15 protein-coding genes are annotated in these 15,045 nt (G+C 28.6%); 12 read left to right on the top strand and 3 right to left on the bottom strand.

Going from position 1 to position 15,045, the window contains the following annotated elements:
• Nucleotides 1–36 precede the first annotated feature (36 nt).
• The 11 genes from ACTG44_RS12220 to ACTG44_RS12170 all read left to right on the top strand — a co-directional run bounded on the left by ACTG44_RS12220 (nt 37) and on the right by ACTG44_RS12170 (nt 10,474).
• Nucleotides 37–495: a PTS sugar transporter subunit IIA gene (locus ACTG44_RS12220; protein WP_021385161.1), complete on the top strand. Its 459-nt coding sequence runs from the start codon at nt 37–39 to the stop codon at nt 493–495.
• A 64-nt stretch (nt 496–559) separates the two neighbouring features.
• On the top strand, nt 560–835 hold the full coding sequence (locus ACTG44_RS12215) for a PTS sugar transporter subunit IIB (protein WP_021385190.1): 276 nt from the start codon (nt 560–562) through the stop codon (nt 833–835).
• Nucleotides 836–893: 58 nt separating this feature from the next.
• On the top strand, nt 894–2,168 hold the full coding sequence (locus ACTG44_RS12210; RefSeq protein WP_021385204.1) for a PTS galactitol transporter subunit IIC: 1,275 nt from the start codon (nt 894–896) through the stop codon (nt 2,166–2,168).
• Between the two features lie 130 nt (nt 2,169–2,298).
• The gene (locus tag ACTG44_RS12205) at nt 2,299–3,351 is read left to right on the top strand and encodes a galactitol-1-phosphate 5-dehydrogenase (RefSeq protein ID WP_021385173.1); all 1,053 of its coding nucleotides are present in this window, start codon (nt 2,299–2,301) and stop codon (nt 3,349–3,351) included.
• The gene (locus ACTG44_RS12200) at nt 3,351–4,382 is read left to right on the top strand and encodes a zinc-binding dehydrogenase (RefSeq protein WP_021385090.1); all 1,032 of its coding nucleotides are present in this window, start codon (nt 3,351–3,353) and stop codon (nt 4,380–4,382) included. Before ACTG44_RS12205 ends, ACTG44_RS12200 begins: the two co-directional genes overlap by 1 nt.
• Before the next feature lie 90 nt (nt 4,383–4,472).
• Nucleotides 4,473–5,285 (top strand): transketolase, encoded by an 813-nt coding sequence (locus tag ACTG44_RS12195; protein WP_021385185.1) that lies wholly within the window; start codon nt 4,473–4,475, stop codon nt 5,283–5,285.
• A 2-nt stretch (nt 5,286–5,287) separates the two neighbouring features.
• Nucleotides 5,288–6,208: a transketolase family protein gene (locus ACTG44_RS12190; RefSeq protein ID WP_021385137.1), complete on the top strand. Its 921-nt coding sequence runs from the start codon at nt 5,288–5,290 to the stop codon at nt 6,206–6,208.
• 174 nt (nt 6,209–6,382) lie between these two features.
• Nucleotides 6,383–6,829: a ribose 5-phosphate isomerase B gene (gene rpiB / locus ACTG44_RS12185; protein ID WP_021385129.1), complete on the top strand. Its 447-nt coding sequence runs from the start codon at nt 6,383–6,385 to the stop codon at nt 6,827–6,829.
• A gap of 31 nt (nt 6,830–6,860) precedes the next feature.
• Nucleotides 6,861–7,526 (top strand): ribulose-phosphate 3-epimerase, encoded by a 666-nt coding sequence (locus ACTG44_RS12180; RefSeq protein ID WP_021385138.1) that lies wholly within the window; start codon nt 6,861–6,863, stop codon nt 7,524–7,526.
• A 110-nt stretch (nt 7,527–7,636) separates the two neighbouring features.
• Nucleotides 7,637–9,139: a phosphohexomutase domain-containing protein gene (locus ACTG44_RS12175; protein WP_021385156.1), complete on the top strand. Its 1,503-nt coding sequence runs from the start codon at nt 7,637–7,639 to the stop codon at nt 9,137–9,139.
• A gap of 339 nt (nt 9,140–9,478) precedes the next feature.
• Nucleotides 9,479–10,474 carry a GGDEF domain-containing protein gene (locus ACTG44_RS12170; RefSeq protein ID WP_021385188.1) on the top strand — a complete coding sequence of 332 codons (996 nt, stop codon included), beginning with the start codon at nt 9,479–9,481 and terminating at the stop codon, nt 10,472–10,474.
• A gap of 113 nt (nt 10,475–10,587) precedes the next feature.
• Here ACTG44_RS12170 and ACTG44_RS12165 read toward each other — a convergent pair whose 3' ends face one another.
• Both ACTG44_RS12165 and ACTG44_RS12160 read right to left on the bottom strand, forming a co-directional pair.
• Nucleotides 10,588–12,180, bottom strand: coding sequence for a sensor histidine kinase (locus ACTG44_RS12165; RefSeq protein ID WP_044213649.1), 1,593 nt, complete (start codon nt 12,178–12,180; stop codon nt 10,588–10,590).
• A complete protein-coding gene (locus ACTG44_RS12160) occupies nt 12,149–12,865 on the bottom strand; it encodes a response regulator transcription factor (protein ID WP_021385102.1) in 717 nt (238 codons plus the stop codon). The genes ACTG44_RS12165 and ACTG44_RS12160 overlap by 32 nt, the downstream gene beginning before the upstream one ends.
• Before the next feature lie 452 nt (nt 12,866–13,317).
• On the opposite strand from ACTG44_RS12160, the gene ACTG44_RS12155 reads away from it, so the two are divergent.
• Nucleotides 13,318–13,971 (top strand): NUDIX hydrolase N-terminal domain-containing protein, encoded by a 654-nt coding sequence (locus ACTG44_RS12155; protein ID WP_021385241.1) that lies wholly within the window; start codon nt 13,318–13,320, stop codon nt 13,969–13,971.
• A 105-nt stretch (nt 13,972–14,076) separates the two neighbouring features.
• Here ACTG44_RS12155 and ACTG44_RS12150 read toward each other — a convergent pair whose 3' ends face one another.
• Nucleotides 14,077–14,877, bottom strand: coding sequence for a PIG-L family deacetylase (locus ACTG44_RS12150; protein ID WP_021385246.1), 801 nt, complete (start codon nt 14,875–14,877; stop codon nt 14,077–14,079).
• Nucleotides 14,878–15,045 lie beyond the last annotated feature (168 nt).

Genomic DNA, 15,045 nt, shown 5'->3' with positions numbered 1-15,045 from the left:
CAAGATATAAGATAAGTGCAATTAGGAGGTGTAAATATGGAGTTTATAAATTTTGTAAGTGATAAAGTTATAAACCTTAAAATGGAGTGTAAAACAAAAGAAGATTTCTTTAAAGAAATACATAATAAAGTTTTTGAATTAGGCTTTGTAAAAGAAGAATTTGGAGAAAAAATATTAGGAAGAGAGAATGTATTTCCAACAGGTTTAAATCTAGGTGATTATGGAGTAGCCATACCACATACAGATGCAGAATATATAAAAGAGCAATTTATAGCAGTCTGTACTTTTAATGAACCAGTAGTATTTAGTTCTATGGAAGACCAAGATGAAAAAGTTCCTGTAAATTTAGCTTTTGTACTAGGACTTAATCAACCACATAGTCAATTATCTGTATTAACAGAGTTAATGGGAATTATGCAAAATAAAGAGTTAGTTGACAAGTTAATAAATTCTACTGACAAAGAAGAAGTTTTAAAGACAATAAAGTCTTTATAAAAATAAAAAATAAAAGTACTAAGAATAAAAAATAGAAAAATAAAATCATTGGGAGGAAATAAAAATGAAAAAAATATTAGTAGCATGTGGAGCAGGAATAGCAACATCAACAGTAGTTTGTGACAAGGTAGAGAGATTAGTTAAGGAAAATAATATACAAGCAGAAGTTATACAATGCAAAATAGCTGAGTGTGCAACAAAGCAAGATGGAGCAGATTTAATAGTATCTACAACTATATTACCAACAACTTATAATATACCAGCAATAAAAGCAACAGCGTATATAACTGGAGTAAATACAGCAGCATTAGATAAAAAAATATTAGATGCTTTAAAATAATCCTATCATAAATACATTGAAATCATATTTTATAAAACAGAAAAAGGAGGATTTATAAATGGATAAATTATTAGCAGTAGTACAATACATTTTAAACATGGGACCAACAGTAATACTACCAATAACAATTGTAGTCTTAGGAATGATATTTAGAATTAAGTTTACAAAAGCTCTAAAGTCAGGTCTTACAATTGGTATAGGGTTTGTGGGTATAAACTTAGTTGTAAACCTATTAACTTCAACACTAGGGCCAGCAGCTCAAGGAATGGTTGAAAGATTTGGACTTAACTTAACAGTAATAGATGTTGGTTGGCCAACAACAGCATCAGCAACATGGGCTTCACCAGTTGCACCAATATTAATACCAGTTTGTTTATTAGTAAACTTACTATTATTATACTTCAATAAAACAAAGATATTAAACGTTGATATATGGAACTATTGGCACTTTATAGTAGCAGGTGCAGTTGGATATATAGTAACAGGAAGTTATATTTGGGCTATATTCTGTGCGATATTAATGGAATTATTAGTACTATTTATTGCAGAAAAAACAGCCAAAAACGTCCAGGAATTTTACGATTTAGAAGGTATAGCATTACCAACTGGTTCAACAGCTTCATTTGCTCCACTTGGATATTTAGTAGGAAAATTTGTTGAAAAAATACCAGGAATAAATAAAATACAAGCAGACCCAGACTCTATACAAAAAAGATTTGGTATATTTGGGGAACCAATGATGATGGGTATTATATTAGGTATAATACTTGGAGCACTTGCTGGATATGATGTAGCAGGAATATTCAATGTAGGTATATCAATGGGTGCAGTAATGTTACTTATGCCTAGAATGGTTAGAATATTAATGGAAGGTTTAATTCCAATTTCAGAATCAATAAGAGATTTCTTACAAGCAAAATATGGAGACAGAGAACTTTATATAGGACTAGATGCAGCAGTAGCAACTGGACATCCAGCAGTTATATCAACAGCTCTTATACTTGTTCCTATAACTCTATTCTTAGCTGTTATATTACCAGGAAATAAAGTTTTACCATTTGGAGACTTAGCGACAATACCATTCTATATGGCATTTATAGTATGCTTTAGAAAAGGTAATATAGTTCAATCAGTTATAACAGGAACTATAGTAATAGCTATATCACTTTACATGGCTACAAACTTTGCAGATGTTCATACACAATTATTACAACAAGCAGATATGATGCCAAAAGGAACAACAATGGTTACAAGTATAGATACAGGTGGTAACTTGCTAAAATGGGGAATATTGAAATTATCTCAATTAGTTTCTTCATTTGGAATATTCTAATATGTAGTTAATAGAGATTACTCTTTTTTAGTAAAGTATGCGAAAATTTAACATTTAGCAGCTACTAGAAAAGAGTAATATTTTTTATAAATTTTTAAAAAATACAAAATACAAGAGGAGGAGATTTATCGTGAAAGCAGCAGTATTACATGGCACAAATGATATGAGATTTGAAGATATAGAAATAAAACCATGTGAAAGTGATGAAGTAAAAATAAAAGTTATGGCAGCAGGAATATGTGGGTCAGATCCTCCAAGAGTATTAAAACATTGGAAATATCCAGTTCCAGCTATACCAGGACATGAATTTTCTGGAGTAATTGCTGAAGTTGGTAAGGATGTAAAGAATGTAAAAGTTGGAGATAGAGTAGTTGCAATTCCTTTTATACCTTGTAATGAATGTGAATATTGTAAAAGAGGATTATTTTCACTATGTGATGACCATGGAATGTTAGGAGCTAAGACTTTTGGAGCTTTTGCAGAGTATGCAAATATAAAAGCTACAAATGTATTACCAATAGGAGACATGGATTTTGAAGATGCAGCTATGATAGAGCCATTAGCAGTTGCTATGCATGGAGTACTTAATATAGGTGTTCAAGTTGGAGACACTGTAGCTGTAATGGGTAGTGGAACAATGGGACAATTAGTAATACAAGGACTTAAAATAGCAGGAGCAGGAAAAATTATAGCAGTTGATATATCTGATAATAAATTAAGAGAATCAAAGGAACTAGGGGCTGATATAATAATCAATGCTAAAGATGTTAACCCAGTAGAAAAAATAAAAGAACTTACTGATGGAAAAGGTGTTGATATAGCTCTTGAATGTGCAGGTTCAAAAATAACTCAAGAACAATGCTTACTTATAACTAAAAAGAAAAGTAAAATAGGATTTTTAGGAATAGCATATTCAGATATAACTTTATCAGAAGAAGCATTTGAAAATATATTTAGAAAAGAACTAGAATTAAAAGGTTTCTGGAATTCTTATTCAGCACCATTCCCAGGACAAGAATGGACTAAAGGAATCAACCTAGTTAATGAAGGAAAAATAAAATTAAAAGAAATGGTATCTCATAGATTTTCGCTTGAAGACACATACAAAGCGTTTGAGATGATAAGAGATAGAAAAGAAGAATTTAATAAGATATTAATTTTACCACAAGGGGTTGAAAAATAATGAAGGCAGTAGTTAAAACTAAACCAGGTTATGATAATGTAGAAGTCTTGGAAGTAGAAGAACCAAAAGCTACAGGAGACAAGGTTAAAATAAAAGTAGAATATAGTGGTATATGTGGTTCAGATATACATTCATTTAAAGGAGAATATGCAAATATAAAAGCTCCTGTAACATTAGGTCATGAATTTTCTGGAATTGTTGTAGAAATAGGAGAAGATGTTAAAAATATAAAAGTAGGAGATAGAGTTACATCAGAAACTACTTTTGCAACTTGCGAGAAATGTATATACTGTGCAACTAAAGATTATAACTTATGCTCAACTAGAAAAGGTATTGGTACTCAAGTAAATGGAAGTTTTGCTGAGTATGTATTATCAAGAGAGGAAAGTATACATGTGCTTCCTGAAAATGTATCTTTATTATCAGCAGCTCTTACAGAGCCACTAGCTTGTTGTGTTCATGCTGCTCTTGAAAAGACTACTATAGAAAGTAATGATACAGTTTTAATAATAGGACCAGGACCAATCGGTTTATTATTAGCTCAAGTTGTTAAATCTCAAGGTGCTACAGTTATAATGTCTGGAGTTACAAAGGATAAAGAAAGATTAGAAATAGCTAAAAATCTTGGTGTAGATAGAACAGTAAATGTAATGGAAGAAAATTTAGCAGATGTAATAAATGAAATGACTGATGGAAATGGAGTAAGTAAAGCCTTTGATTGTTCTGGATTTATGCCAGCAGTTAATGAAGCTTTAAGATTACTTAGAAAAAAAGGTACTTTTGTTCAAGTTGGAATATTTGCTAAGAAACTAAATGAAATGGACCAAGATGCGATAGTTCAAAGAGAATTACAATATATAGGAAGTAGATCACAAAAGCCTAGTTCTTGGATTATAGCATTGGATTTAATGAATAATGGAAAAGTAAATACAGAAGCTTTAGTTACAAGAACTGTTAGTTTAGACGAATTTAAAGAGGGTATTACAGCTTTAATGAACGGAGAAGAAATAAAAGTAGCAGTAAAATCTTAAAAAAACATTTGTATTATTTTAAAAAAAATTGTAAAATCTACTGTAGGATAAGAAATGTAAGGTCTTAAAAAATAACAGGAGGAAGAAAGTATGAGCACTCTTAGAGATCATTCTAATAACATTAGAAAAAACATAATAAAAATGGTTGCAGAAGCTAAAAGCGGACATCCAGGTGGTTCATTATCAATAGCTGACATATTGACAGTGTTGTATTTTGAGAAAATGAATGTATGTGTAGAAAATCCAAAAATGGATGATAGAGATAGATTTGTTCTATCAAAAGGTCATGCAGCACCAGCTTTATATGCCACATTAGCAGAAAAAGGATTTTTCCCAAAAGAAGAACTAATAACATTAAGAAAATTTGGTTCTAAATTACAAGGTCACCCAGACATGAAAAAAGTAGCAGGGATAGATATGTCTACTGGTTCTCTTGGTCAAGGTCTATCTGCAGCAAATGGTATGGCACTTGCAGGAAAATTAGATAACAAAGACTATACAGTGTATACTATATTAGGTGATGGAGAAATCCAAGAAGGTCAAATATGGGAAGCTGCAATGACAGCATCACATTACAAATTAGATAATTTAATTGCATTTGTTGACTTAAATGGATTACAAATAGATGGTTCTAATGAAGAAGTAATGAATGTAAATCCAGTAGATGACAAATTCAAATCTTTTGGATGGAATGTAATGGTAATAAATGGACATTCTTTTGAAGAAATAGGAAATGCAGTTGATGAAGCTAAAAAAGTTACAGGAAAACCAACTGTAATAATAGCTAAGACAGTAAAAGGTAAAGGTGTTTCATTTATGGAAAATAATGCTGCATGGCATGGAACAGCTCCAAATGCAGAACAAGCAGAACAAGCATTGAAAGATTTAGAAGGAGGTCTATAGGAATGGGAATAGCAACTAGAGAAGCTTACGGACAAGTGTTAAAAGAACTTGCAGAAAATAAAGATATAGTAGTATTAGATGCAGACTTAGGAAAAGCTACAAAAAGTATAACATTTAAAGAAGTTGCCCCAGATAGATTTTTTGATATGGGGATAGCAGAAGGTGACATGATTGGTACAGCAGCAGGTCTTGCTACTTGTGGGAAAATACCTTTTGCAAGTACTTTTGCAATATTTGCAGCAGGAAGAGGATATGAGCAAATAAGAAACTCTGTAGCATATCCAAATTTAAATGTTAAAATAGCAGCTACTCATGCAGGTGTAACAGTAGGAGAAGATGGTGGTAGCCATCAAGCTATAGAAGATATATCTTTAATGAGAGGTATACCAAATATGGTTGTATTAAATCCAGCAGATGCTTTAGAAGCAAGACAAGCTATACTTGCATCTATTGATTATAATGGACCTGTGTATATAAGATTAGGTAGAGCTGCAACTCCTGATATAAACAGTGAAAACTATAAATTTGAAATAGGAAAAGGAACTGTTTTAAGAGAAGGTTCTGATATAACAGTAATAGCTACAGGAATAATGGTAGCAAAAGCTTTAGAAGCAGCAGAAGAACTTGCTAAAGAAGGAGTAAACGTAGAAGTTATCAATATGCCTACAATAAAACCACTAGATGAAGCATTAATAAAAGAGACTGCTAAGAAAACTGGAAAAGTAATTACAGCAGAGGAACACAGTATAATAGGTGGTTTAGGTTCAGCAGTATGTGAAGCTTTAGCAGAAACTAAAGATGTAGTGATTAGAAGAATTGGTGTTAAAGATGTATTTGGTCAATCAGGTACACCAGCTGATTTATTAAAACATTATGGATTAACTACAGAAGATATAGTAAAAAACATAAAAGAATTGTTATAGATATAAATATATCCAATTAACAAATTGATTTAATATAAATCAATTAAAGCTGTCTTAAAAATAGAAAGAAATTTCTACAATGGGACAGCTTTATTTTTACGGTACTTTATTTTTATGATAATTTAAAATATTATAAAGATAAGCAAACAAATTTATAAAAAGAGGTGTTGTTTAATGAAAATATCTATTGGATGCGACCATGGTGGTTATGAATTAAAGGAATATATAAAGGAAAACTTAATAAATAAAGGTATAGAAATTGAAGATGTAGGGACAAATTCAAAAGAAAGTGTTGATTTTCCAATATATGCAAAAAAGGTAAGCCAAAATGTTCAAAGTAAAAAATCAGATTTAGGTATACTTTGTTGTGGAACAGGGATTGGTATGTCTATTGCAGCAAATAAGTTTAAGGGAATTAGAGCTGCTGTTGTTTCAGATTGTTTTTCAGCTCAAGCTACTAGAGAACATAATAATACAAATGTACTTTGTTTAGGGGAAAGAATTATTGGAAAAGGATTGGCAATGAGAATTGTTGAAGAATGGTTAAATTCAAGTTATAATGGAGAAAGACATGCAAGAAGACTACAAATGATTGATGACATAGAAAAAGAAAACTTATAAGTATATAAAATTTATAACGAGGAGGAAAGTTATGTCTATTATTTGTGCTTCAATAATGTGTGCAGACCAAATGAAGTTAAAAAAGGAGTTAGAAGCTCTTGAAGAAGCAGATGTGAAACTACTTCATTGTGATGTTATGGATGGAATATTTGTTAAAAACTTGGCTATGGGTCCAGAACTATTAAAATCAATAAGTGAAAATACAACGATACCTTTAGATATTCATTTAGCTACAGAAACTCCAGATAAATATATTGATATGATGTCTTACATAAAACCAAAATATATTTCTTTTCATGTAGAATCAAGTGCAGATGTAAAAGCAGATATACAAAAGTTAAGAGATTATGGTATAGGACCAGTGCTAGCAATAAGTCCTCAAACAAGTGTGGATAAAATAGAAGAATATATAGGTTTGGTTGAGGGTATCTTAGTAATGACAGTAAATCCAGGATTTGCAGGTCAAAAGTTTAATCTTTCTGTGCTTGATAAGTTGGATAAACTTACAGAGATACTAAAAGATTATGATAATCCTCCATTTATAGAAGTTGATGGAAATATAAATAAAGATACTATCAAACTTATGAATGGTAAAAAAGTAGATGTATACGTTGTAGGTACTTCAGCTTTATTTAATGATAAACCTCCCATTTCATATAAAGATAAGATAAAAGAGCTAAAAGAAAGTATAAAGTAACTATGTGATAAAATTATAATAAAATTCTGTTTAATAGTGAAGAATTTAGATAGAAAAGAGAAATTTTACAATATTTAATAAAAATTTTAATTAAGTAAGGAGAATTTTTTATGGGTGACCTATATAAACTGCAAAATGGTACTGATATTAGAGGAATAGCATATGAAAATGATTCTAAGGAAGTTAATCTAACTGTAGAAGAAGTAAAAAAAATAGCTAAAGCATTTCATATTTGGCTAAAAGAAAAGACGAAGAAAGATAAGGTAACTGTTGCTATAGGAACTGATTCTAGAATAACAGGAAGCCAATTTAGAAATACTGTTATTGAAACTTTAACTAATGATAATTGTAATGTAATTGATTGTGATATTGCTACAACTCCAGCAATGTTTATGACAACTATTATGGATGGATACAATTCTGATGGGTCGATTATGATTACAGCTAGTCACTTACCATATTATTATAATGGTTTAAAGTTTTTTACAGAAAATGGTGGTCTAGAAAAAGTTGACATAAAAGAGATGTTGGATATAGCTGTTAAGAGTGTTAGTGTAGATTGTGAAGAAGTAGATAAAAAAGGTGAAGTGGTAGTAAAAAATCTAATAGAAGATTACTCTAATTTATTAATAGATAAGATTAGAAAGGGTGTAAATTCAAGTAAAAACTATGAAAAGCCTTTTTCTGGGCTTAAGATATTAGTTGATGCAGGAAATGGAGCTGGAGGATTTTTTGCTGAAAAAGTTTTACACATACTGGGAGCAGATACAACAGGTAGTCAATTTTTGAACCCAGATGGTATGTTCCCAAATCATATACCAAATCCTGAAAATAAAGAAGCAATGGAAAGCATATGTAAAGCAGTAGTGGATAATAAGAGCGACTTAGGAATAATATTTGATACAGACGTAGATAGAGCTGCTATTGTAGGTAAAAATGGCAAACCAATAAATAAAAATGCCCTTATAGCTGTTATATCATCAATAATATTAGAAGAACATCCAAAAACAGCTATAGTAACTGATTCTATTACTTCAGAAGGTCTTGCTAAGTTCATAAATGAATTAGGAGGAAGACATCATAGGTTTAAAAGAGGATATAAAAATGTAATAAATGAAGCCATAAGATTAAACAGTGAAGGCGAAGAATGCCATTTAGCAATAGAGACATCTGGACATGCAGCATTAAAAGAAAATTATTTCTTAGATGATGGTGCATACTTAATAGCTAAAATTTTAATAAAAGTAGCAAAACTGTCTTTAGAAGACAAGACGATAGAAGAATTAATAGAAAATCTTGAAGAAGCAAAAGAAGAAAAAGAAGTTAGAATAGGCATTAATAAAGAAGATTTTAGACCATATGCAGAAGATATATTAAGAGATTTAGATTCTAATGTTGAAGGTATTGATGGATGGTCTGTTGCACCAAATAATTTCGAGGGTATAAGAGTTAATTGTGATGAATCAAATGGTGATGGATGGTTTTTACTTAGAATATCACTACATGAACCATTGTTGGCTTTAAATATTGAATCAAATAAGATTGGTGGAGCAGAACAAATTTATTCTAAGTTAAAAATTTTCTTAGAAAAATATGATTTAAAAGGTCTTTAAGATTAATAAAAAGCATATATTTATATTAAAGAATGGATGTAAATTTATACCTAAGATTACAAATATTACAAAATTGTAATCTTAGGTAACAGAGATGTAACTGATTATGGAAACTCTATGTGATATTATAAATACAGAGAGATGAAATACATGATGAATTATAGAGAAATATAATTTAAAATGTATTAATATCAAACCAAAAAGGTATAATCAAAAAAATATGTAAATATAAACCCCAACATTTAGAAAGAGACCTCCAAGGAGGTTTTTTTCTTTTTTAAAAACATACAATGTCATGATATAATAACTTTAGTTGAATGATAAGGGGATAATAATAATATGGTTAAAAGTGAATATATTAAGCGAGTTGAAGAATTTATAAATTCATATTTTGTAGAGAGAGATGTGAAAAAATGTATGTCTTTTTTTCATAAAAATATCTGTTGGGTTGGCACTGGAAAGTTTGAAGTAGGGAATAGTATAGAAGAAGTAGAACAGTTATTAAAGGCATATGTAAAACAGTCTCCAGAAGGTTTTAGCATAGAGAAATTATGGCTGGATAGTAGAGAATATTCAAAAAATTTATATATGGTGTTTGGCGAATATTTGGTTGGTAAGAAAACTAGGAAAGGCTATAATTTTCAAGTAGAAATAAGAGTAACCTATTTATGTATCGAATGTGAAGGGGAGATATTAATAAGTAGTGTTCATACTTCTGTTGCAAATGACTTACAGAAGGTAGGGGAGTATTTTCCAATAAGTTTGATGGAAGCAGAAAATAATAGATTAGAAGCAATTGTTCATGAAAAAACGAGGGAAATAGAAGCACAGAAAGTTATGTTAATAGAGGCAAATAAAAAACTACAGCAATTAGCCATCACTGATGAATTAACAGGTTTATTAAACCAGAGAGCAATTATTGGAAATATAAGAAAAGCTATTAAAGAAAATTTTAAACAATATGCAATAATGATAATTGATATAGATAATTTTAAAAGTGTAAATGACAATTATGGACACTTAATAGGTAATGAAGTTATAAGAGCGGTAGGTCATATGGTTCAATCATTTGAATCTCACTACTTATTTTCTGGAAGGTATGGTGGAGATGAGTTTATTATCTTATCAGAAAATATAGAGAAAGCACTGTATATAGAATCTAAGGTCCATAGTAATTTACTTGAATATAACTTCGAAGGTATAGGACATAAAATAACTGTAAGTATTGGTATCTCTGAGTGGAAAAATTTTAGTTCTTTCGAAATTTTTTTAAGTGAAGCAGACAAAAAATTATATAAAGCCAAAAAATTAGGCAAAGACAGGACTATATATTAACAAAGTTTTTTAGGTTGTAAGTTGCAATATAACTATTTTGTAATGTAATACAATTTGTAATGTAATACAAAATGACAGCTATCTTACAATTTACAACCTTATATAATTTTATATTAATTAATTTTTCTGAAAGTAAGCATTACCTTAAATAAATCAGCATCTATAATTATTTCCATGCTCGCATCTTCTAATTCAATTATATTTTGAGCTATTGATAAACCAAGACCAGAGCCATCGGTTTTTCTAGATATATCACCTCTTCTAAATCTTTCTAGCAGTTCTTCTGGTTTTAAATTTAATTTGTCATTTGAAATATTTTTAAATGTTAATATTATAGTTTCTTTTTCTACAAGCATATCTATATAGACTCTAGTATTTGGCATAGAGTATTTTAGTATATTGCTAATTAGATTCTCAAAAACTCTCCAAGTTTTTTTACCATCTATCATAGTAAATACAGCATGTTCTGGTGTTTCTATTATAAAATCTAAATCACTACTTTGAATTTTATCTTCAAACTCTACTGTACTCTGAATTAAAAGTTCCCTTATATCAGTTTTTGTTATATTAAATTCTACATCACCACTACTGAGTTTAGAAGCTTCAAATATATCTTCTATCAATAACTTTAATCTTTGTGCTTTTTTATCTAAAATACTTATATAATCATTTATAGTTTCTTTATCAAATTCATTATTTTTTAACATATCTACATAGCTTAATATAGATGTAAGTGGAGTTTTTAAGTCATGAGATACATTTGTGATAAGTTCTGTTTTCATCCTTTCATTTTTTATATTAGAATCTACAGCAGCTTCAAGACCATCTGTTATATTATTTATACTTTTGGATAAGTCAGATATTTCATCGTCTCCTATTACTTCTAGCTTGTATTTTAAATTTCCATTCTCAATATTTTTTATATTCTTTGATATGTTGTTTACATAATTAAACTTGGAAGCTAAAAAGTTATATATATAAAAGTGAAAAATTGTGTTTACAAGTGTAAATAAAATAACTATAGCTATTGCCTCAGTGTAATATATGTACATAAATAATATCAAAACTAGATATTGAATAACAGCTTGTATAACTATAGATATTAAAAATACTATAGCTAATTTTTTATTTATAGTTTTTCTATTATACATACTAAATAAGTTTGAAAAGAATATATATGTTATAGACATATCTTTTAGATTATAGCTATTATGTTTAATATTTTCATATATTATGTAGACTATAGATATAATGATAAAATTGTAGATTGTTAAATTAGTATTATAAAACATTTTAGTACTTGTAAATGCATGAAACCTTAAGAATAATAGTATCAAAATTAAGATAAGTGTAAGTTCTATTTTTACCTTAGAAAAAATATTTATGACATTTTCTAAGAATTTGACTTTAGTCTGTTTATTTTTTTTATACAATGTAAAACATAGTATAGTCAGTAAAAAACTTGATAGTATAATACCTATACAAAAAAACTGTAACTCTGTTTTTGATAAATGCAGAGAAGTGCCGAAAAAATAAAAGCAAGGTATAGCAAAGTCTCTATAATAATAGTTAATATTATAAACAAAGTTATTATTCAAATCATAAACTGCTTCAAATAATATAGAAACTAATAGAAATAGTAATAATAATAAAATAAATTTTGCTTTAGAGTCATTAATAATTAAGTTTTTCAATTTTGTAACCAATACCCCACACCACCTTTAAATATTTTGGTTCTTTTGGATTAATTTCAATTTTTTCTCGAATTCTTCTGATGTGAACAGCAACTGTTCTTTCACAGCTGAAAGCATCTTCATTCCAGACATTTTCATAAATCTCGCGAGAAGAGAAAATTTTACCTTTTCTTGATAGAAGAAGTGTAAGTATTTTATATTCAATAGGTGTCATTTTAACTTCCTCGCCATCTAAAGAAATTATTTTTGTATCTGTATTTAACTCTAGACCACCACTTTTTAGAATATAATTAGTATCCTTTGAATTGTTTAAATTGCTAAAATCGCCTAAATTTATATATCTTCTAAGTTGAGATTTTACTCGTGCAGTAAGTTCTAGTGGATTAAATGGTTTAGTTATATAGTCATCAGCACCCATGTTCAGACCTATAATTTTATCCATATCTTCTGATTTTGCAGACAAGAGTATTATAGGAATATTCTTTTTTTCTCTTATCTTAAGTGTAGTTTTAAGTCCATCTAAATTGGGCATCATTACATCCATTATTATTAATTTAACATCATTTCCAATCAATATATCTAATGCTTCCAATCCATCATATGCCTTTAAAATATTAAAGTTATCAGGTCTTAAATAGAATTCTATAGCATCAACTATTTCCTTATCATCATCCACAACCAATATATTTTGAATCAATTTATTAATCCCCCTTGAAATTTTATTTTAACCAATTTTTATTTTATACTAAAAACAGGTATTAGAAAACAGTAAGCATACTCATTATGAAATAAAACTAGTATTTTTATATTGCTAATGAATATAGTAAATGTTGAAGTATAGACGTCTATATTAATATGAACTTAAAAGTTTATGAAAGTGTTTAGTATAATTTATCACACTCCTTACCTTGTTTTAGATTTATTAATTTCTTAGGTATAAAGATATATTAACAAATATAAATAACAAATGAGTTTCATAATTATTAAGAATTTATAACAAATAATTATTTTGATGTAGTTCATTATAAATACATATAAAACATTTAAGAACAAAATTTATAGATTTTAAGGATAACATGTTTATATTCTTCAATTTAGATGTATTCATATGGTAGAATATAGGAAATAAACAAAGGAAGTGAGATTATCATGTCATATAAACTTACTAGAACATCTAAAAATACTATTTTATCAGAACCTTGGCTAAAATGGGCTATGGAGATTCAGAGTATTGCTCAATGTGGTTTAACATATTCAAAAGATGTATATGATATAGAACGATATGAACAGTTACGAAATATATCAGCAGAAATGTTGAGCTATAAAACTGATATTCCAATTGAAAAAATTAAATCCCTTTTTTGTAATGAACAAGGGTATCAAACTCCTAAATTAGATACGAGGGCAGCTATATTTAAAGATGGGAAAATACTACTTGTCCATGAAAATAATGGTAAGTGGTCTTTGCCTGGTGGATGGGTTGATGTGCTTGAATCTATCGAATCGAACACAGTGAAAGAAGTAAGAGAAGAATCTGGTCTTGAGGTAAAAGCAAAGAAAATTATTGCTATACAAGATAGAAATAAGCATAACATACCTACATACGCTTATGGAGTATGTAAAGTATTTGTACTTTGTGAGGTAATTAGTGGAGAATTTATAGAAAATATTGAAACAATTGGATTTGATTATTTTACAGTTGATGAATTACCTTTACTTGCAGAAGAAAAAAATACTCAAAAGCAAATAGAGATGTGCTTTGAAGCATATAGAGATAAGAATTGGGAAACAAAATTTGATTAGAATAAATATCATAAGTAAACGAGAAAAGGTAGTATAGCACAAAAAAGTGCTATATTACAAAATCTCAAATAAATATCTTTATCATGAATTAAGTTAAAATGAATATTATAAATTAGGAGTATGAAGTATAGCAGGGACGTTTTTATCACTAAGTAATTCATCAAATGATTTATGGTCAGATTTGTAGCCGATACCTTCTCTACATTCTAACTCGTCAACAAGCTTATATTGTTCACAAGCATTTTTTACTTTTTCATAATCTTCAGAAGAATGAGCTTTGTAAACTATCTTATTATTAAAAGTTATCTTATCAGCAAATTTGGGTTTTACAAAATATTTAACATCTTTTATCTGACCAGCATTATATAAATTTTGGATAACAGAACCATTTTTTAAATGTTGTAAATGGTCATCTAACTTGTAGGTATGTGCTATATGAGTTACACTTTTGAGATTTTCTTCAAAAGTGAGAGCAATTTTCTCCATATAATTGAAATCAGTATTACCATGTGTATTTTTTTCTGGTAATAATATTATATTTTCTCTTTTTACTCCAAGATTGTTAAGAGAAGCTAAAAATTCTCTATTTCTGTACTCTGATTTTTGTATGTCTGTAAGATTTTCATATTTTTTATATTTATTAAAAACAGATATACCACATCCAGTAGACACCAAAACTACAAATACATGATTTTTTCCTCTTTCTTTTATAGCGTTTACAATAGCACTTCCAGCCCACAATACTTCATCATCTTGATGTTGTACATAGAAGACAACATAATCTTTAAATTTTCTATTACTATAATTCACATAACTATTGAAACCTGTTAAAATCAAGCATAAAATTAAAATGATAGATAAAATTCCATACTTATTTATAGTAAATTTTTTATTCTTAAGTGTCATTTAATCATCTCCTGAAAGCTGTCTTAGTTATATTATCAAACAAAATCCTAAAAATTATTTCTCAAATCCTAAAAAATATAGAGTGGATTAATGGAATAAAATTTTTTTACTAGTTTAAAATTTAAAAAAATATTTATATGTAAAACTAATAAAAAGAATGGGGAATTG

Source organism: Clostridioides sp. LIBA-2809 (genome assembly GCF_056688965.1).
The sequence above is the reverse complement of the archived record's forward strand: the minus strand, read 5'-3'. Positions and strand labels throughout refer to the sequence as shown.